We start from the raw sequence: 24,994 nt of genomic DNA on the forward strand, positions 1-24,994 counted from the left end.
AAAAAATAACAGGAGGTTGAATGAACAGGGAGGAAGATCGAACTACCCGCTACCAGGAGGGCAGTCTCACTTTACCAGGGACAGTCATGCTGGGTACCGGCGTCATGATTGGCGCCGGTATTTTTGCGTTGACCGGGCAGATGGCCCAGATGACCGGCGTACTTTTCCCGCTGGCCTTTCTCGCTGCGGCTGTGATTGTGAGCTTCAGCGCCTATTCCTACATCAAGATCTCCAACGCCTACCCGTCGGCCGGGGGCATTGGTATGTACTTGCATAAAGCTTACGGAAACCGACTGCCAACGGCTTTCAACGCCTTGCTGATGTACTTCTCCATGGTCATTGCTCAGAGTTTTCTGGCCCGTACATTCGGTGCCTACACCATGCAGCTTTTCGGCGGTGACGACACCGGTCGCATGGTACCCATTCTCGGTGTATCACTTATTCTCGCGGCGTTTTTGATCAACCTGCTTAGCAACCGTCTCATTCAGGGCGTGGCCTCCTTCATCGGTATCCTGAAAATCGGAGGCATACTGATTTTCGGTCTCGTCGGGATCTGGATTGCTGACTCAATCTCGGTTGATTTTTCAGAGCCTGGCGAAGCCGGAACGCTGGGCAACTTCCTGGGCGCGACTGCGTTGGGTATCCTGGCATTCAAAGGCTTTACTACCATTACCAACAGTGGCTCCGAAGTAATAGACCCAAAGCGGAATGTTGGCCGTGCCATCATTATTTCCATTGCTGCCTGTGTGGTGATCTACACGCTGGTGGGGTTTGCCGTCGCCAGCAATCTGTCGCTGGCTGAAATCATCGAAACACAGAATTACTCCCTGGCTGCCGCTGCGCGTCCCGCGCTTGGCGAGTACGGTGTCTGGTTTACCGTCGCCATTGCTATGATGGCCACGGCAGGCGGGATTCTGGCCAGTGTCTTTGCTGTGTCCCGCATGTTGGCGATGCTGACAGAGATGAAACTGGTTCCCCACAGTCACTTTGGCATGCCCGGCAGCATCCAGAAGCACACTCTGGTTTATACCGTGGTCCTGGGGCTGATTCTGACCGCCTTCTTCGACCTGTCCCGAATTGCCGCATTGGGTATCGTCTTTTACCTGATTATGGACATTGCCATTCACTGGGGTGTACTGCGTTATCTACGCAAAGACATCAAGGCCAACATCTGGGTGCCAGCTACAGCCATCCTGTTGGATCTTTTGGCGCTGGGAGGCTTTGTATGGGTCAAGCTTAATACCGATCCCTTTGTTATCGGCGTGGCTGTTGTCACTATGGTTGTGATTGCGGTAGCCGAACAAATTTTCCTGAAGCGATTGCCAGAATCCGCGCAAGCGGGGCAGAGCCATGCGCATCATTGACCACAATTGGGGTGAGAGGTAACAACCATGATGGGAGAGAACATGTTCGGAAACACGATGTGGGCAGGACACTGGCTGTGGATGCTGGTGATTGCCATTGTGGTGGTCATTCCGGCCTGGCGTATTTGCCAGCGCACAGGGTATCCGGGTTGGATGGGTATTCTGATACTGGTTCCGATAGCTAACCTGGTTCTACTGTATTTCATTGCGTTTGCAGACTGGCCTGTAGACAAAACAGGAGATCGGAATGGCTGAGCACCATCACACCCATCAGCACGATCATCACACCGATAAAGCCCCTGGCGAGCACGCCGCCAAGGATCCGGTCTGTGGCATGTCAGTGGATCCGCACACCGCGGAACATCGCAGCCAGCATGGCGGTAAAACCTGGTACTTTTGCTCCTCGCGCTGCCAGTCCAAATTCGACGAGGACCCTGAGCAGTACCTCGGTGAGGAAGACAAGCCGCAAGAGCCGGTTGCGCCAGGTACGATGTATACCTGCCCCATGCACCCGGAAATTCGCCAGCAAGGACCGGGGGACTGCCCCATTTGTGGGATGGCCCTGGAGCCAGAGCAGGTGAGCCTGGACGACGGGCCGTCGGCAGAACTCAAGGACATGACCCGCCGATTCTGGGTTGGCCTAGTGCTGACATTGCCGGTCCTGGTGCTGGAAATGGGCGGGCATCTGACCGGGCTTGACCATATGATTGCTCCACAGATGTCCAACTGGATTCAGTTGGTGCTGGCAACGCCCGTGGTGCTCTGGTGCGGCTGGCCCTTCTTCGTCCGGGGTTGGAGATCCGTGGTTAGCCGTAACCTGAACATGTTCACGCTGATAGCCATTGGTACCGGCGTGGCCCTGATCTACAGCCTGGTCGCCACACTTGCGCCCCAGGTATTCCCGGGCGCTTTCCGGCAGGCCGACGGCTCAGTGGCAGTGTACTTTGAGGCGGCAGCGGTCATTGTGGTGCTGGTGCTGCTTGGACAGGTGCTGGAATTGCGCGCCCGGGAGAAAACCTCCGGGGCCATCAAGGCTCTGTTAGATCTGGCGCCGGCAACGGCCAGGAAACTGGACGATGATGGCGGTGAGTCCGATGTATCGCTGGATCAGGTCAAGGTCGGCGACCGCCTGCGGGTGCGTCCGGGCGACAAGGTTCCGCTAGACGGCGAGGTGCTCGAAGGCAGCTCCAACGTGGATGAGTCCATGGTGACCGGTGAGCCGTTGGCGGTCAGCAAAAAGTCAGGAGACCAGGTGATCGGCGGCAGCATCAACCAGCAGGGCAGTTTCATCATGCGTGCGGACAAGGTGGGCCGGGACACCATGCTGTCCCAGATTGTGCAGATGGTGGCCAGCGCCCAACGCAGCCGCGCGCCCATTCAGGGCCTGGCCGACAGGGTCGCGGGCTATTTTGTGCCTGCGGTGATCGTGATCGCCATTATCGCCTTTATAGCCTGGTCGTTGTTCGGGCCGACGCCCCCGATGGCATTCGGTCTGATTGCTGCGGTGAGCGTGCTGATTATTGCTTGCCCCTGTGCTTTGGGGCTGGCAACGCCCATGTCGATTATGGTCGGCGTTGGGCGGGGTGCTCAGAGCGGTGTGCTGATCCGCGATGCCGAAGCACTTGAGCGTATGGAGAAAGTGGACACCGTGGTGGTGGATAAGACGGGCACACTGACTGAAGGCAAACCTCAGGTGACCAAACTGGTGCCAGCTGCCGGGGGCAGCGAGGATGAGCTCATGCGATTCGCCGGCGGCCTGGAAAAGGGCAGTGAGCATCCGCTGGCCCACGCCATTCTCGATAAAGCAAAGACCATGGGCTTGAAACTACCGGACGCGGAAGATTTTGATTCACCCAATGGGAAGGGCGTCACCGGTAGGATTGATGGACGACGGGTATTGCTCGGAAACCGGCTGTTGATGGAAGCGGAAAATGTGGACACCGCGGACTTTGAAAGCGAAGCCGACCAGCTCCGCCAGGATGGGGCGACTGTTATTTTCGCGGCCGTAGACGGCAAAGTGGCCGGTTTGCTTGCCATCGCCGATCCGGTGAAAGAAACCACTGAAGCGGCTATTTCTGCACTGCAGAAAGACGGCATCCGAGTCGTCATGCTCACCGGCGACAACCGGACGTCGGCCGAGGCGGTTGCCCGTAAATTGCACATCGATGAAGTGGAAGCGGAAGTGCTTCCGGAGGATAAGGGCAAGATCGTTCAGCGCCTGAAAGATGAGGGCCGTGTTGTGGTGATGGCTGGTGACGGGGTGAACGACGCTCCGGCTCTGGCAACCGCCGATGTAGGCGTAGCCATGGGCACGGGCACTGATGTGGCCATCGAAAGCGCCGGCATTACCCTGTTGCGCGGCGATCTCATGGGCATTGTGGAAGCACGTCGATTGTCGCTGGCAACCATGCGCAATATCCGGCAGAACTTGTTTTTTGCCTTTGTCTATAACTCTGCGGGTGTGCCGATAGCGGCCGGCGTTCTATACCCGTTTTTCGGCATCCTGCTGTCACCGATTTTTGCGGCGGCGGCTATGTCGCTGTCTTCGGTCAGCGTGATCGTGAATGCGCTGCGCCTGCGAGTGATTAAGCTTGGCGCTAAGTAATAAACGTTGGATTTGTTGGAGACGATTATGCGGTACACGATTGATCGAATCATAGAAGACGCTGATTTTGACGAGGTTGACAAAAGAACGCGTCAGTCCCTCACAGATCACGGTTTCGGGGTGCTGACAGAAATTGATGTCAAAGCCACGATGAAGGAGAAGCTTGACAAGGAAATGCCCGCGTACCGGATCCTTGGGGCGTGTAATCCTGCTATGGCGTGGGAAGCCATTGGTGTAGAGCCCCGGGTAGGGGCCATGTTGCCGTGCAATGTCATTCTGCGGGAAACGTCTGAAGGTATCGAAGTCAGCGCGATAGATCCCGTAGCTTCAATGACGGCGATTGAAAACAACGAACTGAAACAGGTTGCCGGCAAGGTCAGGGAGGCACTGTCCGAGGTATAGTAGGCGTCTGAAGCCGCGCCATCAGTTGGTTGAGATAGTGATTTTTGACTGTGATCAAGCTACACGGAGTTTGCCCAGACCGTTCTGTTTGAATTCAACTGACTGTGATTAACTCCAAGTGTAGTGGCCAAGTATTTCAGGCCGCCGTCTTTTGAGTTTTCCAGTAAGCCTGCTGCGACATTGCGCGGCAGCTCGCCGTTGTGCTTGTGCGGTCGCAGAACGCTGTAATAGCCGATCATATAGTCCGTGATCGACTGCTTCGCCGAGATACAGCACGGATACCCGATTTCCGGTACCCACTCCGTTTTCAAAATCCTGAAGAACCGCTCTGTCGGGGCGTTATCCCAGCAACTTCCTCGCCGGCTGAGACTCTGCTTCATGTGATGGCGCCAGAGCAACTCTCGGAATCCCAGGCTGGTGTACTGGCACTCCTGATCTGAATGAAACATGACGCCCTGTGGCTCGCCCCACGACCTATAGGCAATGGTTAGGGGCTTCTTTACCAGTTCCGTATTGGGGGGCAGGGACAGCGCCCAGTCCACGGGTTTACAGGAAAAAGTCGATAACCACCGCCAGGTAAGCCCAGCGCACTCCTGTCCAGATATAGGTAGTATCTCCGGTCCAAGCCTGATTGGGCTCCTTTACATCGAACTCCTGATCAAGACGGTTCGGGATGTCCAGGTGTGGCTGATCCGCCTTCTTGTAGGAGTGCCCTGGCGGCCGCGTGCTGACCAGCCCTAACTGCTTCATCCGTCTGCCGGCACGGTACCGGCTCAGTGTCGTTCCAGCCTGGGTGGCGATCTTGGCAATGCTGCGAGCCCCGCAGAGCCGTTACTGGCAGCATGCGCCTCGACAACCTGATCCAGCAGCGTTTTCTCAGCCTCACAGCGCTCTTTGTCCCGGTCACGCCGGCCGGTAGCTGCTGCGATGAACCCCAAATACCTGACATAGGCGTTGCACCGTTCAAGTCGCTCAATTATCGAGAATTGTTCAGGGAGTCCGACATCAAGAGAGCAGTAGCCTTATTTTAAGATTTCCTTTTCTTCCTCCACCCGCCGCAGCTTGCGTTTCTGTTCCTGAATCTCACGCTGTTCCGGGGTCAGGGCTTCGCCTTTCGGTACGTTGCCTGCTCATTCGGAAGGGAGCTTGCGAACCCAGTACTCCATGGTGAACTCGCCAACCCCCATGGCATCACAGGCCGCTTTCAGTGAATAGCCCTGGTCGACCGAGCTAGGCCTCCGCCAAGCGGAATTCCGGACTGAACGTTCTCTTCTTTGTCATTATCGTTACCGGACTTTCTATCTGAGTGATCATACACTCAAAATCACCAAAGCCACTATGCCACTATATTCAGTCTTTCATTTCGTACTACACAGAGACTGAGCCTGAAGTCGAAATCTTGCGCCTGCCGCCGATTGAGACTGCAGCCGACAAGTTGAGTGCGTTGACATGGCGTGTGCTGAAGAGTAATCGATCAGCTCATGGTGAGGATCCTGAGATGGTTCGCCATCTTCACGATATTGCTCCGCTGATCTCTGTGATTAGGGAAGATGAAGAGCTGTTTGTGGATGTCGCAGACTCCTCATTCGAAGGCGATCGGCAGACAGGAAAGCGAGATACTCAGGCCCCGTTTACAGAGTCGATTCAGGAGGCCATCGAGTGCCTGGACAACGATGAGGAGTATCGCGAAGAGTACAGGCAGTTTGTGGATGCGATGTCGTACGCTGACGATGATGAAAGTGTGGATTTTGATTCGGCTGTAGAGATCTTGCAGGAAGTCGCCGCCCTGTTCGAGTAGGGATGGCCCCTGCTGCTCGCTCAACATGGGGCGGGCCAACGCTTACAGTAACGCTTCTATGTGCTCCCCTAGCAGTTTCCATGCCTCAGTTTTCTCTTTGGCGTAGTCATGGCGCAGGTAGTGCCGCCGGACTTTCGAGCCGCCCAGAAGATGGTTTTGACAGCGATCAATGATGTCGAGCGGTACGCCGATCGCTTGCATCATTGTCGCGCCAGTGCGGCGCATGTCGTGCGGCGTCCATGCGCCATTTTGGCCATTTGCCAAGACTAGACTGTCATCATGATGCCGGCCGGCCAGAGGTTTGCTGCGATTCTTGAAGCGGCATTGCCGGTCACCGATCAGTTTGCTGACATTTTTGGTGTTGACGTGGCTATCTCCGGCTCTGTTGGGAAATAGGAAGGCAGTGTGGCCGGTTTCCTGGTGTAGCCGTTTGAACTGTGACAATGCAAAAGGCGACAGAAAGACATGATGATCCTGCCGCTTTCCGCGATGTCCTTTGGTGTTCTTCGCGGGAATGAACCAGAGACCGGTGTCAAAGTCGACATGCTTCCACTCCGCTTGAAGCAGCTCGCCGATGCGGCATAGGGTTGCCAGGCATATCCAGATGGCGCTTTGCACGCGGGGGTTTACCGGGCGGATGCCGCTGTATTTCTGGCCCGCCGGCAGGGCAGCGTAATCCGCTTCCAGCTTCTCGAAGATGTCATGCAGCTCTCGGATCTCTTCGGCGGAGAGCACCCGCTCCCGTTCTTCCTGATAGTCGCTATCCAGCAGGGTGGTGACATCCACCAGGTCGGCGGGGTTCCCGTCAGCCATCAAGGTGCGCCAGGGTTGCCGCTTCTCCGCCCAACGCAGCATTTGACCCATGTCGTTGTTCAGAATGACGACGGAGCGGTTCAGGCCGCGAGCCTTTACTGTTCTGAGCACGGAGAGAAGGTCCTTATCGGTCAAGGCACGCAGCGGCGTCTTGCCAATCAAGGGGAGCACGTCTTTGCCAAAACTTCTGCGGAGTTCGGCGTTGCCATCTTGCCGTGATACCCCATCGTCGAGCCAGGCTTCAAATAGCTCGTTCACCGTCCTGTTTTCCGACGCTTGGCGCTCGGCTTCGGCGATGGTTGAGGCAATGGCGGCTTGGGCTTCAATCCTGGCTGCCTTCTGGGCGGCGTTGGGGTTGATACCTTTAGCGACTGAGGCTTTGGCTTCGTCACGCTTGGCCCGAATCTGAGCGAGTGTGTTCTTGGGCCAGCTGCCGAGGCGGTAATCGCGCTTGACCCCATCCAGCTTGAACTCATAGCGAAACAGTGCCGTGACGCCACGAACGCCGGCGCGGACCTTGGCGACCAGGCCGTTATCCTCGCGTAGTGTCCTGCCGTCATCCGTTGCGGTGAGGGCTTCCAGTTGCTTAGCCGTCAGCTTGGTCATGTCCTACCCCCTGCAGGATCTGAGGTTTGATAATTTTGCCCCACTTTTGCCCCACCAGATCGGCTGGCTGTCGGCGGATGCCAGCGGATTGGTGTAAACAGAAAAGCGGCCTGAAAGCCGCGTGTTTGCTATGATAGAGCCCTCTTAGGAGGTTCGCCAGGGTCCGTGCGTATCCGTGCGGAAATTGCATGGGGTGCAAGGGGTCGAAGGTTCGAATCCTTCCGTCCGACCAAATAAAACGAAGAGGGTCAGTCGCCTGCGGGAGACTGGCCCTTTTCCGTTTCAGGCCTTGATACGTCGCTTACCTTTTCGCCTCGCACTCAGCTAGAGTGAAGTTTCCTAATAAAATAAAAACGCCAGGGGATACTTATGCAGGGGACGATCCGGGTACTTATCGTATTGATGTCGCTGTGGTCGGCGGCGGCGCTGGCGGCTCAGCCGGCGGAGGCGCCGCAGCCTTCCATTGATACCTTCGAGAGTCTGTTCAACGAGACCCAGAGTGCCGGCGATACGCTGCCGGATCTGCTGCGCGACAAAGAGCTATTGCCACAAAGCTGCTGCAAGGTGTGCCGCAAGGGCAAGGCCTGCGGTAATTCCTGCATCAGCCGCAGCTACACCTGCACGAAGCCGCCGGGGTGTGCCTGCGACGGCTGATTGCCGGCAAACCTCGTCCGTTTCGCCGAGTCGCGGCGGCGCCGGCCCCGGGTAGAGTGGGGCTGGGATGTCGTGCCTGACCGTTTCCGTCAGGGCGCCGGTGTTTAAGGCCAGTGCCTCTCAAATCCGCTGGTTCTATGCTGGCCGGCCAACGTGCTACCGGGGTGAACCATGGACCTGAAAGTACCCGAGCAGGAGCGGCATTTCCGCGAGGAGGTGCGTGCGTTCCTGGATGAATCGCTGACCCCTGAGATTCTGGAGGCGGGGCGCAAGACCACCTCGGTGTTCGCGCCGGTGAAGGAGGCGATGGCCTGGCAGCGCCTTCTGCATGCAAAGGGCTGGGCGGCACCGCACTGGCCGAAAGAGTATGGCGGCACAGGCTGGAGTGTCGGCCAGCGCGCGGTGTTCGCCGAGGAGCTGGTGCGCGCCGAGGCGCCGCCGCTGATTCCCATGGGCTTGCAGATGTGCGGGCCCTGTCTGATCGGCTTCGGCACCGAGGAGCAGAAGGCGCATTATTTGCCGCGCATTCTTTCCGGCGAGGATATCTGGTGCCAGGGCTATTCCGAGCCCGGCGCCGGTTCCGATCTGGCGTCGCTGAAGACCTTCGCGGAGAGCGACGGCGACGACTATGTGATCAACGGCACCAAGATCTGGACCACCTACGCCCACCACGCCAACCGCATGTTCCTGTTGGTGCGCACCCGCCGCGACGGCAAGCCCCAGGCGGGCATCACCTTCCTGCTGCTGGATATGAACACCCCTGGGATCACCGTTGAGCCCATCGTCGGTCTCGATGAGGTTCCGGAGCAGTGCCAAGTGTTTTTCGACAATGTGCGTGTGCCCAAGCGCAACCGTGTCGGTGAGGAGAACGATGGCTGGACGGTGGCCAAGTACCTACTCACTTTTGAACGGGGCGGGCAGGACTACGCGCCCGCGCTGGGCGTGCAGTTGCAGCGGCTGAAGCAGATCGCCGCGCGGCAGACCACCGCCGGCGGCGGCAGCCTGCGCGACGACCCGGTGTGGGCGCACAAGGTGGCCGCCTGCGAAAGCGAGGTGCTGGCGCTGTCGTTTACGGAAAAGCGCATCAAGTCGGCACTGTCCGCGGGCAAGGATCCGGGCGCGCTGTCGTCGATGACCAAGATCCTCGGCACCGAGCTGCAGCAGCGGGTCACCGAGCTGGGTATCGAGACGCTGGGCAGCCAGGCGCTGGTCTGGCAGCCGCAAGCCCTGGTGCCCGGCGGTGACGAGGCGCCGCTGGGCCCGGAGTACGCGCTCACCGCCATGGCGGCCTATCTCAACGCGCGGGCCTGCTCCATTTATGGCGGCTCCAACGAGGTGCAGCGGGGCATTATCGCCAAGGCGGTACTGGGCCTGTGAGGGCGACGAAAGGAGAACGAGGATGAATTTTTCGCTGAGCGATGAGCAGCAAATGCTGGCCGACAGCGCGCGCCGTTTTGTGCAGGGCGGGTATCAGGCGGAAACCCTCTGGCATCAGTTCGCCGAACTGGGATGGCTGGCGCTGCCGTTCGACGAGGACGACGGCGGCCTGGGCGCCGGCCTGGTGGAAACCATGGTGCTGCTGGAAGAACTGGGTCGCGGCGGAGTGACCACGCCTTACCTGGCCACGGTGGTGTTGGGCGGCGGCATCCTGCGCCGCGCCGACGCGGCCTGCCGTGCCCGCTATCTGCCGGACCTGATGGCGGGCGACCTGCAGCTGGCGTTGGCGGTGGACGAACAGGAGCGTGTGTTCGCGCCGGAAAACACCGCGCTGCAAGTCCGCGAGGAGGGCGGCGGCTTCGTTTTGAACGGTCGCAAGACCGTGGTGCTTAACGGCGATCAGGCGGACCGTATTCTGGTGCTGGCACGCACCGGCGGCGAGCCCGGCGACCCGCGGGGCCTGTCGCTGTTCCTGCTCGACCCGCACAGCCCGGGCGTGACGCTGACACCGCACCGTCTGGTGGACGGCCACCGGGCGGCCCGGCTGCAGCTCGATGGGGTCCGGTTGTCCGCCGACGCATTGATCTTCGAGAAAGACGCCGCCTTCGAACCGGTCCGCCAGGTATTGGACGAAGCCATTCTCGCCCTGGGGGCGGAAGCCGTGGGCGCGCTCTCCGTGCTGCTGGACGACACCGTGGAATACAGCAAGACCCGCAAGCAGTTCGGCGTGCCGATCGGCAGCTTCCAGGTGCTGCAGCACCGCATGGCGGACATGTTCATGGCCCTGGAGCAGACCCGCTCGCTGCTGTTGGCCGCCACCCTGAAGACGCTGGAAGGCCACGACGACGCCCGCCAGGCGGTGCACGCGCTGAAGGCCCGCATCGGTGGCGCCGGCCGGCATATCGCCCAGGAAGCGGTGCAGCTGCACGGCGGCATGGGCATGACCGACGAGCTGGCGGTGGGGCGTTACTTTAAGCGCATCACCGCCATGGACGGCCTGTTCGGTGGCGCCGACCAGCATCTGGCCGCGTTCGCCCGCGGTTGAGTCGCAAAGGCCTGTATTTCCGAGCGTGAAACCGCCATCCTTTGCCTTTACTGCTGACCAGGGAAAAAGGTCGAATTGTTGATGGCGAAACGGTTTCCCGGCAAGCGGCTGATCTGGCTGCTGCCGCTTGTGATCGCGGCGGGCCTGTTGCTGGCCGTGCTGGTCGCCGCCCTGGCGATACGGCTGGCCGGCTGGCACTGGCAGGGCCCGGGCTGGCGCGACGGCCTGACCCTGGACGCGGTCTGGCAAGAAACAGACGGGTGCCGGCCCTTGGAAGCCCGCGGCGTGCGCTTGTCGGCGCTGCGCCCGCTCACCCTGGGCATCGACACCCTGGGCATTCACGCCTGCCCCGACGACGCCGATACGGCGTCGGACGGCCTCACCGACATCCCTTCCTTACCGGCCCTGGAGGTCACCGTGTGGGCGGTGCAGTACCGCGATCTGCCACCGGTGATGGTCAACCTGTCTCAGCGCGACGGCGCCTGGCGGGCGCGGGCCGAATTCCGCGACAGCCGGCTCCGCGCCGAGTACCGCCGCGGCAGCGGCCGCTGGCGGCTGGATGGCACCCTGCAAGGCGGCCATCTGGACCAGCGCCTGGCCGGCGAGGTGCGGGTCCAGGGCGACGGCCTGTGGTTGCCCGGGGACTGGACCGACCCGGAACACTTCACCGGTGAGCTGGTGCTGCTGGGCCGGGACCTGGGTCTGGAAACCCCCGGGCCGCGCGGCAACGTCACCGTGCGCGGCCAATGGCAGGGCGACGCCTGGCGGCTGCGCGCCGGCCTGGACGAGCCGCTGGCGGTGGGCGCCGGCTGGGTGGTGAGCCCCGGCGAGGACCTGCAGGCCCGTGGCGAAGGCGCGGCGCTGGTGCGGGCGGACGGCCGCTTGGTGGCCAACGGCCCCCAGGGGCGGGCGGCTCTGTCGTTGAGCAGCGACGCGGCGCGGCTGGGCGAAGGGCAGGGCAGCCTGTCGCTCAGCGAGGGCCTTGGCGGCGAGGTGGCGTTCCGTTGGCGCGACGGTGAGGTCACGGTGTCACCGTTCCAGGTCAGCGGGCTGGCCGAGGACCTGACGGTGCGCCTGCGTGAGCCGGTCACCGCGCCGCTGGCGATGCAGGGCCAGGCCAGCCTGCCGCTGTCGCTGGTCTGGCGGGAGCTCACTCTGGAAACCACGGAAAGCGGCCTGGCCTGGCGGCCCAATGATCTGCAGTGGCGCGGCGCCGTCACCGTGGACGGGCGCTGGCAGGGCTACCGGGTGAGCGGCGGCTGGTCCGGCGACGCCGGCCCCACCGGGGTGCGCGGCGAGCCGGCCCGGCTGCGCCTCCAATCCACCGATCTGGAGGTGACGGCGCGCTTGCCGGTGGACGGCCTGCGCCCGCCACAGTGGCCGTTCCAGGCCAGCGTGGAGGGCCGCTACCAGAGCGTGCCGTTCCGGGGCCAACTGAGCGGCGCGCTCGACGAGGGCGTCTGGTCGGGCCGGATCCAGGCCAGCGGCGAACACTTCTACAGCCTGGTGCCGACGCTCGGTCAGGGCGGGCCGGTGACGGCCGAGGGCCGCTGGCGCTGGGGTGACAGCCTGAGCCTGCTGGCCGGTAGTCGGCTGTCCGTGGGCGGTACGGTGAGCGGCACGCGCCTGGTCAAACCGCTTACCCTGCGCGTCAGCGAGCCGCTGGTGATCGGCGAGGGCGGGCCCTCCGGCGCCCTGGAAGTGCGCGCCGAAGGCCTGGTGGCGGAGCGCTGGACCCTGCCGCCGGTGACCGGCAGTGCCCGCCTTAACGGCGCCGCCTTCCAGGCGGACCTCTCCGTGGACCAGTGGGGCACCCGGCTGTCCATGCGCGGCCGCCAGGGCGGCACCGGGCTGAGCGGCACGCTGCAGGGCCGCTCGCCGCTGGTGCCGGCGATGAGCCGCGGGCTGCCACTGACCACCCGCGCCGGCGACCTGGTGATGGACGGTCGCTGGCAGTGGCGCGACGCCTTCCAGGTCGACGGCACCCTGCGCGGCGAAGGGCTGTCACTGGATTGGGGCAGCATCCAGGCGCGTGGCCTGGACGCGGATCTGGCGCTGGACTGGCGCCAGGGGCAGGCGCCGAACATCCGCAGCCGTGAGCCGCTGACCCTGGCCAACCTGGACGTGGGCGTGCCGGTTACCGAGGTGCGCATGGGCGTGGACACCGATCTGGATCAGTGGCGTTTTGAAAAGATCAGCGCGCAACTGCTGGGCGGTGAAGTGCGCGCCCCCGGATTGCGCTGGCCGTCGTCGGAGTGGCAGCCGGTGGTACTGACCGGCATCGAGCTGAATCAGTTGGCGGCGTTGCAGAACGAGGCGGTGGTCAGTCTTACCGGCGAGGTGGGTGGCTACATTCCGCTGCGCCTGGCCGCCGACAGCGTGGCGGTGCGCGACGGCCGGCTGGCCAACGAGACACCGCTGTCGCTGGCGTTGTTGCCGGCGGCGGGCACCCAGGCGATGGCGGAATCAAACCGGGCGGTATCGATCGCTCTGGAGGCGCTCAACCCGCTGCGCGTGGAGCGTTTCAGCGCGCAAGTGGACATGGCCGACGACGGCTGGCTGGACGCCGCCGTGCACATTCGCGGCACCAATCCGCAACGAAACGGGCTGCCGGTGGTCTTTAATTACACCCACGAGGAAAATGTGCTAGAGCTATTACGCAGTTTACGCATCGGTGAACGAATCACCGACAGAGTGATGACGGAGACCAGACCATGACAGACCGGATCAACGGACACCGGAGCGCGGGCCTGCTGGCCCTGGCGCTGATGGTGCCTCTGGCCGTTGCCTGCACGCCGCGGGTGGCGCTGGAAGCCCCCAAGGAGCCGATCACGATCAACCTCAACGTTAAGATCGATCATGAAATCCGTCTTAAGGTCGAGAAGGATATTGACGACCTGTTCAGTGAAGACAGCGAGTTGTTCTAGGGTAGGGATCAGGAGATAAACATGACATTCATTCGACACCTGCTGTTCGCGGTCACCCTGGTTTTCGCCGGCGCGGCGTTTGCCCTGGACCTGGACAGCGCGAAAAGCCAGGGCCTGGTGGGCGAGCAGCCGAACGGCTACCTGGGCGTGGTCAAGGCCACTTCGGAAGCGGTGGAGCTGGTCTCCGACGTGAACGAAAAACGCCGTGAGGCGTATCAGCGCATCGCCCGGGAAAACGGTATCAGCCTGGAGCAGGTCGCCAATCTGGCCGGCCAGAAAGCGATCGAGAAAACCCCATCCGGCGAATATGTGAAGACCCCCACCGGGCAGTGGGTGACCAAATAAAAGGTTTCCCAAAGCAGGCGCCCGGTTAAGGGGTTTGAACGTCCGGTAACACCGGGAAACAGGATTGTAATAACGGCGTAAAATCCGCTTGGATTTTCGAAACTGTTTACGTTTTCCCATCCCCAAGCTGCCCTTTGCGGCTCAGAATTGCTGTTGTTCAGCACTGATTCGCAAAGGAGCTTGCCATGAAGAAGTCAATGATGACCGCGGTGCTTGCGTCACCGCTTCTGTTTTCCCCCGCGTTCGCCGATGAAAACGTGCCGGATACCTACGGGTACATCGGCGGGCACGTCAGCCAGTATTTTTTCTACGATAACGAAGTGACCGGGGACGTGGACGGTTTCGACGACTCCGAGTTCTTCGGCGGCCAGATCGGCTGGCGCTTCAGCCCGCGCTGGTCGGTGCAGGCCTGGTACGAAGAAAACGACGAGGTCGAGCATAAATACACCGACCGCGAATCCGATGTGGTCAACTACTACGCCAGCCTGCGTCACCATTTCGATGAAACCAGCCTGCTCGGTTTCGAGCCCTACATGGGTTTGAACGTGGGCACTCAGGAAATCAACGACAACGAAGAAACCATGAGCGGCGTGGAGATGGGCATCCAGCGCGCCTTCTTCAAAAACGTGCTGCTTGATCTGGGCACGCGGCACGCCTACAGCAGCGACCGGGAATTCTGGGAAGGCCAGGTCTACGCCGGCGTGAACCTGATGTTCGCGGTCAGTGGCCGCGAGTCCGACAGCGAGCCGCGCACCGCCGTGGACGAACCCGCCGAGGTGGTCAGCAAGGACAGCGACGGCGACGGCGTGATCGACGCCCGCGACGATTGCCCCGGCACCGCGCCGAACGCGGTGGTCGACGACCGTGGTTGTCAGGTCTACGACGTCCGTCGGGAAGAGACCATCAAAACCATCTACTTCGAGTTCGACCAGTCCGATATCCGTGACCAGTTCAACAACGAAGTGCGCAGCGCCGCCGAGAAAGTACGCGACGGCGACGGCAACCGCATCCGCGTGGAAGGCCACACCGACAGCATCGGCACCGAGGAGTACAACCAGGGCCTGTCCGAGCGGCGCGCCAACTCGGTCCGTGACGAGCTGATCCAGGAGTACCAGGTGGAGAGCGGCGTGATCGATACCCAGGGCTACGGCGAACGCCGTCCGGTGGCGCCCAACGACACCGCCGAAGGCCGCGAGCAGAACCGCCGCGCCGACATCGTGGTGGAGAGCGAAGAGAAGGAAGCGCAATTCAAGGAGTGATTCAGCTGCCTTGCTCAGCGAATCCGTGGGGCGGCTTTTGCCGCCCCTTTTTTGTGGGTTAACGGTTCAGTTTTTGCCATAGGCCCGAGGCGCGCCAAGTGCGCCGTCTAACCGCGTCGGCGAGCACGGTGGGGGGGCCGTATTCGATCAGCGTGAACGCCTGCTTGGCGCGGGTCACGGCGGTGTAGATCAGCTCCCGGGTCAGCAACGGATGGGGATGGTCCGGCAGCACCAGCAGAGTGTGGCCGAACTCCGAGCCCTGGGCCTTGTGCACGGTCATGGCGTAGACGGTGTCGGCGCTGTCCAGGCGGCTCGGCAGAACCCACTTGATGCGCCCGTCAGGCAGCTGGAACGCCACCCGCAGGCCGTCCGGGTGGGGCAATGTCAGGCCCACGTCGCCGTTCATCAGGCCCAGTTGGTAGTCGTTGCGGGTCATCATCACCGGCCGGCCCGGATACCAGTCGTGGTCCCCGGCCAGACCTTCGCGGCGCAGGCGCTCGGTGATCGACCGGTTCAGCGTGTCCACACCAAACGGCCCGCTGCGCAGGCCGCTGAGCAGTTGCTGGCCGGTGAGCTGGCGCAGCCGTTGCGCGGCCCAGCTGTCGGGCTGGCCGTCAGCCGGCGGCGTGGCGACGTCGGCGAACAGCGCCCGCAGACCGGGGTGCTGGCCGTCGCCGTCCAGCAGCAGGTCGGTGAGCGCGTCGTTCTCTTCTCCGAGGGACAGGCCGCGCAGGCCGGGCCGCTGCTGCTGGAACACCCGCGCCACCGCCGCCGGGTCGCCGCCGTTCACCGCCAACGCCAGCTCACCGATGCCCGGCGTGTCCTTGAACCGCCAGTTGGTGCGCAGCATGGCGGTCTGCTGGGCGAGGGCGGCGCCGTCGCCGGCCCAGGGGCTGACGTCGGCGCCGCAGGCCTGGCGCAGGTAGGTCACCGTGTCCGGGGTGTACAGGCCCTGGTCGGCGTCGCGGCACAGGTCGCCCATCACCGCGCCGGCTTCCACGCTGGCCAGCTGGTCCTTGTCGCCGAGCAGAATCAGCCGGGTATGTTGATCCAGCGCGTCCAGCAGGCTGGCCATCATGTCCATGTCGATCATGCTGGCTTCGTCCACCACCACCAGGTCCGCGTGCAGCGGGTTGTCGCGGTGATGCCGGAAGTGGCGGCTGTCCGGGCGGGTGCCGAGCAGCCGGTGCAGAGTGGTCACCTCGGTGGGGATGGCGTCGCGCACCGCCGCGTCCACCGGCAGCTTTTGCAGCTGCTCGCCGATCGATTCGGTGAGCCGCGCCGCCGCCTTGCCGGTGGGCGCCGCCAGCCGCATGCGCAGGCGCCGGCCGTCCGCCATGGCCAGGCTCTGCAGCACGCCCAGCAGGCGCACCACGGTGGTGGTTTTGCCGGTGCCCGGGCCGCCGGTGATGATGCCGATGCCGCCACGCACCGCCAGCGCGCAGGCCACCTGCTGCCAGTCGGTGTGCGCCCCGTCGCCGCCCGGAAACAGCCTGGCCAGGGCCGAGCGCAGCGCGTCCACCGGCACCGGTTCGCCGCTCGTCAGGCGCGCCTCGATGGCCTCGGCCACCGCCTGCTCCCGGGACCAGTTGCGGCGCAAATAAAGCCGGCCGCCGTCCAGCACCAGGGGGGTGCCGCCGTTCTCGCTGACCAGCGCACTCTGTTGTAAGTGCCGAAGCCAGTCGTCCACGCCGCCGGGCAACAGGGCGGTAAGCGCCGGCGGCGGATTGCTGCCCCACAGCTGGGTGGGCAGATCCCGGTTGTTCAGGTCCAGGCACAGGTGGCCGCTGGCCTGCTGGTTGCTGGTGAAGGCGGCGAGCAGCAGGACTTCGTTGCCGGCCTCGGGGCATTGCTGCTGCAGGAAGCGGGCCACCGCCACGTCCAGATCGCGGAGCAGGCCCTGGTCGCGCAGCTGCGCCAGCGCGTCCTGCCAGTCGAGCGTGGCGAACAGATCAGTTTGCATGGGCGCCTCCGAATTGCGCGTCCAGCGCTTCAATCAGGGTGGTATCCGGCCGGTCGAACACGGTGCCCGCCGCCGGGCCCCGCAGGCCGCGCAGGAACACATAGACAGCGCCGCCCAGATGCTGCTCCGGGTCATAGCCGTCGCCGAGGCGGCTGCGCAGCAGCCGGTGCAGGGCGAGCAGATAGAGCACGTACTGCACCTCGTAGCGCTTCTCCAGCACCGCGTCGGTCATGGCGTCCAGGGTATAGGCGTGGTCGTCGGCGCCCAGCCAGTTGGATTTGTAGTCCAGCACGTAGTATTTGCCGTCGTGCTCGAACACCAGATCGATAAAGCCTTTCAGCATGCCGTTGAGGGTGTCCGCTTCCAGCCGTGGGCGTGGATGCTGCGGATGAATATGCCGGCGGATCAGGGCGTCCATCTCCGCCACCTTGACCCGGTGGGCGGGGAACACGAATTCCAGTTCCGGCACATAGGTGTTCAGCGTCGCCAGGCTGATGCGCCCCTCGGCCAGCGGCAGCTCGGCCCTGAGGGTTTGTTTCCACCAGTCACGGATCACGTCGCTGTGGTCCTGCCAGCCCCGAGCGCGCAGCTTTTCTTCCAGGTTGAGATCGAAGTCGGCGGGCTCGGCCAGGGTCTGAGCAAAGCGCTGGTCGGCGGCCTGCTCGAGCAGGTCGTGCAGCAGGGTGCCGGGCGCGGCGCCGCGCGGGAAGGCGTGGATGCTGTCCGGCCGTGGCGGCTGGTCCACGTCCGCCGGGTCGCTGTCCTCGTTGTGCTGTTCCGCCAGTTGATCGCCGCGCGGATCCGCCGGGGCCAGGGTTTCCTGAACCTGTTTCAGCGCGCTGTAGCTGGCGATCCACCAGGGCTCCCGCTGCCGGGCCGGAAGCCGCAGCTCGTCGCTGAGCGTCATGGCCTGTTCCGTGGGCCGGTAGACCTCCAGGTCGCTGTCCGGCGGGGCCATCACGGTGATGGCGTCGCAGGCCAGCGGTGCCAGCGCCGCCATCAGGCCGTCGTTGGCGACGCCGCCGCCGAACAGCAGACGCCCCACGGCGCTGCGTTCCAGTTGGTTCTGTTTGCCGCGCCCCTTGATGTAGGGCGCCAGGCCCAGGGTGCAGGCGTGGCGGGCGCGGGTCAGCGCCACATAGAGCAGGCGCATGTCCTCGGCCAGCCGCTCGTGGTCGGCCTTGTGCTCGACGCTGTCGTCCGGCTCCAGGGACACATTGAGGTGGTCGTTTTCGTGGTAGCGCAGCGGCGGCTTGTTCTTGTCCGCCGGGCGGAAGCCGCAGATAAAGGGCAGGTACACCAGCGGGTATTCCAGGCCCTTGGACTTGTGGATGGTGATCACCTTGACCCGGTCGTCGTCGCTTTCCAGGCGCAGGATGCTCTCCTTGCTGCCGGAGCGCTGCTCTTCCACGGCGCTCTCCACCGCGTCTTCCAGATAGCGGATCAGCGACTGCTCGCCGTCCAGGCGGGTGGCGGCCTGCTGCAGCAGCTCGGCCAGGTGCAGCAGGTTGGTCAGGGCGCGCTCGCCGTCCAGGCTCTGGCTGAGCCGGGCGGGCACTTGGAACTCCATCAGCAGGCCGCGCAGCATCGGCAGCACGCCCTGGGTGCGCCACTGGTGGCGGTAGCCGTGGAACTGCTCCACGGTCTTTTCCCAGCGCACCTCGTCCTGGTTGAGCGCGTCCAGCTCCGCGTAGGCCAGGTCGAGCACCGAGCAGGCCAGGGCGCTGCGCACCCGGCTGTCGGATTCCGGCGCCGCGCAGGCGTGCAGAATCAGCAGCAGGTCGAAGGCTTCCGGCTGGGCGAACACGGAGTCCTGATCGGACAGATAAACGCTGCGCACCTGACGCTCCATCAGCGCGTCGCGCACCGCCTTGGCCTCAATGCGGTCGCGCACCAGGATGGCGATGTCGTTGGGGTGCAGCGGGGTGAAGCCGTCGCCGTCGCGGAAGCCGGTGACGCCCTGTTCCGCGCCGTTGAGCAGGTGGGCGATGTGGTTGGCGCAGCGGGCCGCTTGCTCTTCGCGGTACGGGCCGGCGCTGACCGGCTTTTCCCGGTCGTCCACCCACAGGGTGACGCCGGCCTTGGGTTCGCCGTCCACCAGCAGCTCTTCCTTGCGCCCCTGGGCTTTCACCGTCTCGAAGGGGATGGCGTTGTCCATCATGAAGACATCGCCGAACGCCTCCTGACTGTAGGTGAACAAATGGTTCACCGCCTCCACCATGGCCTCGGCGGAGCGGAAGTTCTTGTCCAGGGTGTAGTGGTTGCCTTCGGTGGCGCGGCGCGCTTTCAGATAGGTGAAGACGTCGGCGCCCCGGAAGGCGTAGATCGCCTGCTTGGGGTCGCCGATCATAAACCAGCCGGTGCGCTTGTCAGCCGACTCCGCCTCGCGGCCCCCGTACAGCGCGGAGAAAATCCCGTACTGGGTCGGGTCGGTGTCCTGGAATTCGTCGATCAGCGCCACCGGGAACTGGGTGCGGATCACCTCGGCCAGCCGCTCGCCGTTGTCGCCGTGCAGGGCATCGTGCAGGCGGCTGAGCATGTCGTCGAAGCCGATGGTGGCGGTCTGGCGGCGCACCTTGTCCACCCGCTGATGAATCCAGGCGGCGGCGTGGGCGAGCAGGTCCGTGCGCGGCAGGCGGGTGTTGGCGCGCCCTTCCATGACCGCGTCCAGGGCCTGGCAGAAGGCGAAGTCCGGACGGTGAGCCTGACCCGCCTTGGTCAGCTTCATGCCGTCGTGGGAAAACTTCGCCAGCGTCTCGTAGCCCTTGTCGTTCAGTCGCTCGCCGTTGGCGTAACGCTGCAGGGTCTGCAGCATGCCCGGCAGGCTGTTAGTGCGGTAGCTGTTGCCGTTGAGCCATTTGTTGTCGCGCGCGGCGCGCACCCATTCCAGGAAGTCCGGCAGTTCGGCGGCCAGCTGTTGCCGCGCCCGCTGCTCCGTGTCCGCCTGCGGGCCGGTGAGCGTGAGCCAGTGCTGCACGCTCTGCGGCAGCACGTCCGGGTCCGCTTCGCGCAGGCCCAGCAGCGGGCGGCAGGCGGCCAGCAGGGCGTCCGGGTTGCCCAGGTTGTCGCTTTGCAGCGCATTGGCGGCGCTGACCGGGAAATCGGCGATCACGGTGCGCCAGTAATCGCGGGCGGCTTGCTGCTGCTCGTCGCTGGCGTCCTCCTGCAGTTCCAGGCTGAACAGGCTGCCGGAATCGAAGGCGTGCTGCTTGAGCATGCGGTTGCAGAACCCGTGGATGGTGTAGACGGCGGCTTCGTCCATCCATTGCGCGGCGGCCTCCAGGCGCTGGGCGCAGCGGGCGCGTTGCTCGGGTTCGCGGTAATCGTTGAGCAGCTCGGCGAGCACCGGGTCGCTGGCTTCGGCGTCAGGGTCGGCGAACAGGCGGGCGGCCTCGGCGAGGCGGTCGCGGATGCGCTCGCGCAGCTCCTCGGTGGCCGCTTCGGTGAAGGTGACCACCAGGATTTCCGGCGGCAGCAGCGGCCGGTGGAAGGCGTTGTTGTGGTCCCCGTCGTCGCCGTGGCCCAGCACCAGGCGCAGATAAAGGGCGGCGAGGGTAAAGGTCTTGCCGGTGCCGGCACTGGCTTCGATCAGCCGGGTGCCGTACAGCGGAAAGGTGATCGGCAGTGGTCGTTCAGTGTTCATGCCTGATCCCCCGGTTCGTGCCATTGGGCGTGCGCATGGAGCGGCGCATAGAGCTGTCCGGTCCAGTATTCGAAAGCGCTGACGTCACCGTGGCGGGGCGCGAGCAGGGCGTCGAAGTCCGTCCAGGCCCGCGCCAGGGCCGGCTCTTTTTCCTGTTCGCCGGTGTGCATGAAGCCGGACTCGAACACCTTGCGGGCTTCGTACTCGCCGTTGTCTTTTTCCTCCCCCTTGAGCCAGGCGAACGCGGTGGCGCAGGCGATGGGCAGCGGCTCGCACAGGGCCTGGCGCCAGGCGTGGCCGATGCGCTCCAGGTTTTCCAGAGCCGCGTCGTGGCCCAGCGGCGGCAGGGTCAGGCGCCCGTCCTGGGCTTGAAGGTGCGTGGTCAGAGGGTGGCCGGCGGCGCAGGCGGCCAGGTGCAGCGCCCACTCCCGGGTGACCTTGTCGAAGCGGTCCTTGAGGCGGCCGGTGTGCAGCACCAGCCGCTGCGGGTTGGCGCTGGCGCCACGCAGGTCGGTGAGCCAGTCCTCGATCAGCAGTGGCCCGGCCTGCAGGCGGATCTCCTGCTGCGCTTGCCGTTCCCCGCATTCGGCCAGCAGCGCGAAGTACTGCTCCAACGGCTGCGACAGCGGCATCAACAGACTGTCGCGGCTGCCTTCGGTGAACGGCGCCAGGGGCAGGTCGCCACTGCCGGCCAGCCGGTCCAGGCCGGCGGCCATGGCGGCGCCGGCCTGTTCGGGGCCGGCGCGCAGGGCGTCGCTGAGCAGCTGGTCCTGGAGCTGGAAGCGTTGCAGGCCGTCGAAGGCGAAGGGCTCGTTATCGTCCAGCACGCGGCGGTCCTGCCGGAGCCGGGCTTTCAACCGGTGTTCGAAGAAGTGCGCCACCGGTTGCTTGAGAAAGCGGCCCAGCGCGGCGCAGGTGACCGGCTCGCCGGTTTCCAGCGGCGCCAGCGGCTGTTCATTGCGCGCCTGGGGCGCGTCGCCCTGGTGCAGGGCGCGCCATTCGTTGGCGTAGGTGTGCAGCCGGTCATCGTCGGCGTCGAAATAGTCCGGGCTGAACGGCTGCAGCGGGTGCGCCACGGTGAGGGCGTCCACCGGTTCGCCCTGGTCCACCTGCCAGCGCTGGTTGATGTGGTCGCGCAGTTGCGCCACCAGCACCGAAGGCGGGCGCTCGCTGTTGTCGCGCACGTTGCGGCCGGTCCAGCTGATGTATAGGCTGTCGCGGGCGCTGAGCAGGGCCTCCAGGAACAGGTAGCGGTCGTCGTCGCGGCGCGAGCGGTCGCCGGGCCGGTAGTTGCCCCATTGGCGCATCAGGTCGAAATCCATGGGCTGCTGCTGACGCGGGTAGTCGCCGTCCTTCATGCCCAGCAGGCAGACATGGCGGAATGGGATGGCGCGCATCGGCATCAGCGTGCAGAAGTTGATTCGCCCGGCCATGAAGCGCTGCGACAGGCTTTCCGCGTTGAGGGCGTCGAGCAGCGGCCGGCGCGCCACGGTGAGCGGCAGCGGGCTGTCGAAATCCGCTTCGTCGCAGGCGGCGATCCAGTCGTTGAGGGCGTCGCGCAGGCCCGCGTCCAGGTTCTGGTCCGCTTCGTCCACGGGCAGGAACAGATCGTCGAGCAGGGCGGTGAAGCGCTCTCGCCAGTCGCGGGCGCCGCCGCCGCGGCGGCATTGGCGCCAGTGGTGTTCCAGGGTGTCGAGCAGGCGCGCCAGGCGCCCGGCCAGCTCGGCGCCCAGGCCGGCCACTTCGTCCAGCGGCTCGATGCCCATCCAGGCCGGGCCGTCGCCGAGCAGGTAGCCGGCCAGCATGCGTTTCAGGCCGAACGCCCAGCTGTTCTGCTCGAAGCCGGGCACGTCCAGGGTCTGCCGCTGCTCGCTGTTCAACCCCCAGCGGATGCGCGCCTGGTCGATCCAGCGGGCCAGCTGCGGCAGGTCGCTCTCGTCGATGCCGAAGCGCTCGCGCACCGCCGGCACGTCCAGCAGGTCGAGGATGTCGGTGGCGGTGAAGCGCCACTGCGGCAGATGCAGCAGCGACTCGATCGCCTGGGCCAGCGGCGAGGCGGCGCCGGCACTGCGGTCGCTGAGCGTGTAGGGCAGGTAGCGCGCGTCGCCCGGATCCAGGCGGCCGAACACGGCGTCGATGTGCGGGGCATAGGCTTCGATGTCCGGCACCATGACGATCACGTCGCGGGGCTGCAGGTCCGGGTCGGCGCTGAAGCGGTCGAGCAGCTCGTCCTGCAGAATCTCCACCTCCCGCTGGGCGCTGTGGCCGATGCGGAAGCGCAGAGAGCCGTCGGCTTGCAGCGGTGGCCGCTGATCCGGCGACGGCAACGGCTCCAGGTCGAGAATGTCCTGCTGCAGCCGTTGCAGCAGGGTGCGCGGTTCCAGGTTCTCAAACAGATCGATCTGATTCTGAAAGGCGCTGCGGTAGCTGTCCGGGTCGTCGTGGTCGTAGAGCAGGCCGATAAAATCGCGGCCCTGCTTGCCCCAGGCGGCCAGCAGTGGATTGATCGGGTTGTCCGGCAACGCGGTCAGGTGACGTTTGCGGTTGTCGAGCTGACGGCGCAGCAGCTGTTTGTCCTCGACGATGTCGGCCCAGTAATGCTGGCAGGGGTTCTGCACCAGCATCAGGATCTGGCAGTGGCGGCTGAGCGCCGCCAGGGCTTCCAGCGCCTGCTGGGGCAGGGCGCTGATGCCGAAAATGATCAGCCGGCGCGGCAGGCCCGCCGGCGGCGTGTCCTGTTGAAGGGTGTCGACGAAGGCCCGGTGAATGGCGCTGCGGCTGAGCCCCTGTTTGTCCGCGTCCATGTCCGCGAGCAGGGCGCGCCACAAATGCGCCTGCCACAGCTGGCTGGCGGGGAAGTCGTCGAAGCGGTCGCGGTCCTCGGCGCGGCGCAGCCGGTCATCGCCCCGTTCCCAGTCCGCCAGCCAGTCGGCCCGGTAGACCTGGTAGGCGTCGAACAGATCCGCCAGCCGCTCCGCCAGCTGGTGGCGTTTGCGGCCGTCCACGTCGTCGGCCAGGAAGTGGCGCAGCGGACCGAAATGGGGAGCGTCGAGCAGGGTGGGCAGCAGCCGGTACAGGCGCCACAACAGGCGCGACTTGTCGAACGGCGAGGTGCGCGGCACCCGGTCCTCGCCGAGCGCGGTGCGGTAGGCGCTCCACAGAAAGCGGGCGGGCATCTGGAACTGGAAGCCGGCGCTGATGCCCAGCGCCCCGGCCAGCTGCAGTTTCAGCCACTGGGCCATGCCGTTGGACTGGACCAGGAAGATCTCCTCGTCCAGCGGCGCCAGCGGGTGTTGCCGCAGCCAGTCCGCCACCAGCTCGGTGAGCGTCTCCAGCCGGTTGCCGTGCAACACCATGAAACCGTTGTGCATCGCCGCCTTCCCCTGAGCATCCCGTATCGACGGCCCGGGCGGGCCGCCCGCCAAGCCTAAGCGACTCACCCGCAAAGAAAAAGTGCCGGCTGCCGGGGCGGTTACATAACGCTCAGCCACCACTGCGGCGGGGTCGCCGCGGGCGCCGGCAGCGGTGGTGCGTCGGCGCTGAAAAAGACCGGATACAGCAGCGCCAGCAGCAGCACCGCCATCGCCCGGTTGAAGTGGCGGAGCCGGTGCCCCTGGTGCAGCCGCGCCTTGAGCACCACCCCGCCCAGGTTCCAGGCGCTGATCAGCGGCAACCCGACCAGCAGATAGCACAGCGCCACCCAGGCCACATCGGCGACGAACCGGGACGGCCCGGTGAAGGTGGCCAGAGCGGTGAGCATCATCATCCAGGCTTTGGGATTGACCGCCTGGAACAGGGCCGCCTGGCTGAACGTCAGCGGCCGGGCCGCGCGCTGGTCCCCGGGCCGGGTCGGGGCACTGGCGAGCCGCCAGGCCAGCGTCAGCAGAAACCCGGCGCCGATCAGCCGCAGCCCCCAGTTCAGGGCCGGGTAGTGGGCCAGCAGCCCGCCCAGCCCCAGGGCCAGGCTCCACAGCAGGGCCTGACAGCCGAACGCGATGCCCAGCAGGTGCGGCAGGCAGGGGCGCCAGCCGACGTTGGCGCCGGCGGCCATCAACATCAGGTTATTGGGGCCGGGGGTGCCGCTCATCACGGCGACGAAACCGATCAGTGGGAGAAGGTGTTCCAGGGTCATG

The 24,994-nt window shown here is 64.5% G+C and carries 17 protein-coding genes and 1 pseudogene; 12 read left to right on the forward strand and 6 right to left on the reverse strand.

Translation table 11 applies throughout. The features are described from left to right. Nucleotides 1–20 precede the first annotated feature (20 nt). The 4 genes from ACEQZD_RS13905 to ACEQZD_RS13920 are packed head-to-tail and all read left to right on the forward strand — an operon-like array spanning nucleotide 21 to nucleotide 4,371. Nucleotides 21–1,364 carry an APC family permease gene (locus tag ACEQZD_RS13905; RefSeq protein ID WP_278593302.1) on the forward strand — a complete coding sequence of 448 codons (1,344 nt, stop codon included), beginning with the start codon at nucleotides 21–23 and terminating at the stop codon, nucleotides 1,362–1,364. Between the two features lie 27 nt (nucleotides 1,365–1,391). Further along, nucleotides 1,392–1,619: a hypothetical protein gene (locus tag ACEQZD_RS13910; protein ID WP_278593301.1), complete on the forward strand. Its 228-nt coding sequence runs from the start codon at nucleotides 1,392–1,394 to the stop codon at nucleotides 1,617–1,619. Beyond that, the gene (locus ACEQZD_RS13915) at nucleotides 1,612–3,969 is read left to right on the forward strand and encodes a heavy metal translocating P-type ATPase (protein WP_370186190.1); all 2,358 of its coding nucleotides are present in this window, start codon (nucleotides 1,612–1,614) and stop codon (nucleotides 3,967–3,969) included. The genes ACEQZD_RS13910 and ACEQZD_RS13915 overlap by 8 nt, the downstream gene beginning before the upstream one ends. A 27-nt stretch (nucleotides 3,970–3,996) precedes the next feature. Beyond that, nucleotides 3,997–4,371 (forward strand): DUF302 domain-containing protein, encoded by a 375-nt coding sequence (locus ACEQZD_RS13920; RefSeq protein WP_278593299.1) that lies wholly within the window; start codon nucleotides 3,997–3,999, stop codon nucleotides 4,369–4,371. Between the two features lie 136 nt (nucleotides 4,372–4,507). On the opposite strand, the pseudogene ACEQZD_RS13925 reads toward ACEQZD_RS13920, so the two are convergent. Then, nucleotides 4,508–5,652, reverse strand: a pseudogene (locus ACEQZD_RS13925) (IS3 family transposase). A 25-nt stretch (nucleotides 5,653–5,677) separates the two neighbouring features. On the opposite strand from ACEQZD_RS13925, the gene ACEQZD_RS13930 reads away from it, so the two are divergent. Continuing rightward, nucleotides 5,678–6,169 (forward strand): nucleotidyl transferase AbiEii/AbiGii toxin family protein, encoded by a 492-nt coding sequence (locus ACEQZD_RS13930; protein WP_228235335.1) that lies wholly within the window; start codon nucleotides 5,678–5,680, stop codon nucleotides 6,167–6,169. Between the two features lie 42 nt (nucleotides 6,170–6,211). Here ACEQZD_RS13930 and ACEQZD_RS13935 read toward each other — a convergent pair whose 3' ends face one another. Continuing rightward, nucleotides 6,212–7,588 (reverse strand): site-specific integrase, encoded by a 1,377-nt coding sequence (locus ACEQZD_RS13935; protein WP_138771811.1) that lies wholly within the window; start codon nucleotides 7,586–7,588, stop codon nucleotides 6,212–6,214. 369 nt (nucleotides 7,589–7,957) lie between these two features. Here ACEQZD_RS13935 and ACEQZD_RS13940 point away from each other — a divergent pair, with 369 nt between their 5' ends. The 7 genes from ACEQZD_RS13940 (at nucleotide 7,958) to ACEQZD_RS13970 (ending at nucleotide 15,255) form a co-directional block, all read left to right on the forward strand. After that, nucleotides 7,958–8,242 carry a hypothetical protein gene (locus ACEQZD_RS13940; RefSeq protein WP_370186192.1) on the forward strand — a complete coding sequence of 95 codons (285 nt, stop codon included), beginning with the start codon at nucleotides 7,958–7,960 and terminating at the stop codon, nucleotides 8,240–8,242. 171 nt (nucleotides 8,243–8,413) lie between these two features. Next, a complete protein-coding gene (locus tag ACEQZD_RS13945) occupies nucleotides 8,414–9,619 on the forward strand; it encodes an acyl-CoA dehydrogenase family protein (protein ID WP_370186194.1) in 1,206 nt (401 codons plus the stop codon). A gap of 22 nt (nucleotides 9,620–9,641) precedes the next feature. Further along, nucleotides 9,642–10,724: an acyl-CoA dehydrogenase family protein gene (locus ACEQZD_RS13950; protein ID WP_370186196.1), complete on the forward strand. Its 1,083-nt coding sequence runs from the start codon at nucleotides 9,642–9,644 to the stop codon at nucleotides 10,722–10,724. An 81-nt stretch (nucleotides 10,725–10,805) separates the two neighbouring features. Further along, the gene (locus ACEQZD_RS13955) at nucleotides 10,806–13,442 is read left to right on the forward strand and encodes a YdbH domain-containing protein (protein WP_370186197.1); all 2,637 of its coding nucleotides are present in this window, start codon (nucleotides 10,806–10,808) and stop codon (nucleotides 13,440–13,442) included. Nucleotides 13,443–13,492: 50 nt separating this feature from the next. Continuing rightward, nucleotides 13,493–13,651, forward strand: a complete 159-nt coding sequence (locus ACEQZD_RS13960) for a YnbE family lipoprotein (RefSeq protein ID WP_185956908.1) — start codon at nucleotides 13,493–13,495, stop codon at nucleotides 13,649–13,651. Nucleotides 13,652–13,672: 21 nt separating this feature from the next. Then, entirely contained in the window at nucleotides 13,673–13,996 is a 324-nt protein-coding gene (locus tag ACEQZD_RS13965; protein ID WP_142948639.1) for a YdbL family protein, read from the forward strand. Nucleotides 13,997–14,181: 185 nt separating this feature from the next. Then, nucleotides 14,182–15,255 (forward strand): OmpA family protein, encoded by a 1,074-nt coding sequence (locus ACEQZD_RS13970; protein WP_142948638.1) that lies wholly within the window; start codon nucleotides 14,182–14,184, stop codon nucleotides 15,253–15,255. A 58-nt stretch (nucleotides 15,256–15,313) separates the two neighbouring features. Here ACEQZD_RS13970 and recD read toward each other — a convergent pair whose 3' ends face one another. The 4 genes from recD to ACEQZD_RS13990 form a co-directional block, all read right to left on the reverse strand. After that, nucleotides 15,314–17,218 carry an exodeoxyribonuclease V subunit alpha gene (gene recD, locus ACEQZD_RS13975; RefSeq protein WP_370186200.1) on the reverse strand — a complete coding sequence of 635 codons (1,905 nt, stop codon included), beginning with the start codon at nucleotides 17,216–17,218 and terminating at the stop codon, nucleotides 15,314–15,316. After that, nucleotides 17,208–20,861 carry an exodeoxyribonuclease V subunit beta gene (gene recB / locus ACEQZD_RS13980; protein WP_370186202.1) on the reverse strand — a complete coding sequence of 1,218 codons (3,654 nt, stop codon included), beginning with the start codon at nucleotides 20,859–20,861 and terminating at the stop codon, nucleotides 17,208–17,210. Before recB ends, recD begins: the two co-directional genes overlap by 11 nt. Continuing rightward, nucleotides 20,858–24,232 (reverse strand): exodeoxyribonuclease V subunit gamma, encoded by a 3,375-nt coding sequence (gene recC / locus ACEQZD_RS13985; RefSeq protein ID WP_370186204.1) that lies wholly within the window; start codon nucleotides 24,230–24,232, stop codon nucleotides 20,858–20,860. The genes recB and recC overlap by 4 nt, the downstream gene beginning before the upstream one ends. 101 nt (nucleotides 24,233–24,333) lie before the next feature. After that, the gene (locus tag ACEQZD_RS13990; protein WP_335629328.1) at nucleotides 24,334–24,993 is read right to left on the reverse strand and encodes a LysE family translocator; all 660 of its coding nucleotides are present in this window, start codon (nucleotides 24,991–24,993) and stop codon (nucleotides 24,334–24,336) included. Nucleotide 24,994: the final 1 nt, after the last annotated feature.

It is taken from the genome of Alloalcanivorax sp. (assembly GCF_964221125.1).
Classification (GTDB): domain Bacteria; phylum Pseudomonadota; class Gammaproteobacteria; order Pseudomonadales; family Alcanivoracaceae; genus Alloalcanivorax; species Alloalcanivorax venustensis.

Excerpts from the sequence above, each read along its gene's own strand:
- ACEQZD_RS13905 (WP_278593302.1), top strand. The coding sequence starts at position 21 with ATGAACAGGGAGGAAGATCGAACTACCCGCTACCAGGAGGGCAGTCTC.
- ACEQZD_RS13910 (WP_278593301.1), top strand. The coding sequence starts at position 1,392 with ATGATGGGAGAGAACATGTTCGGAAACACGATGTGGGCAGGACACTGG.
- ACEQZD_RS13915 (WP_370186190.1), top strand. The coding sequence starts at position 1,612 with ATGGCTGAGCACCATCACACCCATCAGCACGATCATCACACCGATAAA.
- ACEQZD_RS13920 (WP_278593299.1), top strand. The coding sequence starts at position 3,997 with ATGCGGTACACGATTGATCGAATCATAGAAGACGCTGATTTTGACGAG.
- ACEQZD_RS13935 (WP_138771811.1), bottom strand. The coding sequence starts at position 7,588 with ATGACCAAGCTGACGGCTAAGCAACTGGAAGCCCTCACCGCAACGGAT.
- ACEQZD_RS13940 (WP_370186192.1), top strand. The coding sequence starts at position 7,958 with ATGCAGGGGACGATCCGGGTACTTATCGTATTGATGTCGCTGTGGTCG.
- ACEQZD_RS13945 (WP_370186194.1), top strand. The coding sequence starts at position 8,414 with ATGGACCTGAAAGTACCCGAGCAGGAGCGGCATTTCCGCGAGGAGGTG.
- ACEQZD_RS13950 (WP_370186196.1), top strand. The coding sequence starts at position 9,642 with ATGAATTTTTCGCTGAGCGATGAGCAGCAAATGCTGGCCGACAGCGCG.
- ACEQZD_RS13955 (WP_370186197.1), top strand. The coding sequence starts at position 10,806 with ATGGCGAAACGGTTTCCCGGCAAGCGGCTGATCTGGCTGCTGCCGCTT.
- ACEQZD_RS13960 (WP_185956908.1), top strand. The coding sequence starts at position 13,493 with ATGGTGCCTCTGGCCGTTGCCTGCACGCCGCGGGTGGCGCTGGAAGCC.
- ACEQZD_RS13965 (WP_142948639.1), top strand. The coding sequence starts at position 13,673 with ATGACATTCATTCGACACCTGCTGTTCGCGGTCACCCTGGTTTTCGCC.
- ACEQZD_RS13970 (WP_142948638.1), top strand. The coding sequence starts at position 14,182 with ATGAAGAAGTCAATGATGACCGCGGTGCTTGCGTCACCGCTTCTGTTT.
- recD (WP_370186200.1), bottom strand. The coding sequence starts at position 17,218 with ATGCAAACTGATCTGTTCGCCACGCTCGACTGGCAGGACGCGCTGGCG.
- recB (WP_370186202.1), bottom strand. The coding sequence starts at position 20,861 with ATGAACACTGAACGACCACTGCCGATCACCTTTCCGCTGTACGGCACC.
- recC (WP_370186204.1), bottom strand. The coding sequence starts at position 24,232 with ATGCACAACGGTTTCATGGTGTTGCACGGCAACCGGCTGGAGACGCTC.
- ACEQZD_RS13990 (WP_335629328.1), bottom strand. The coding sequence starts at position 24,993 with ATGACCCTGGAACACCTTCTCCCACTGATCGGTTTCGTCGCCGTGATG.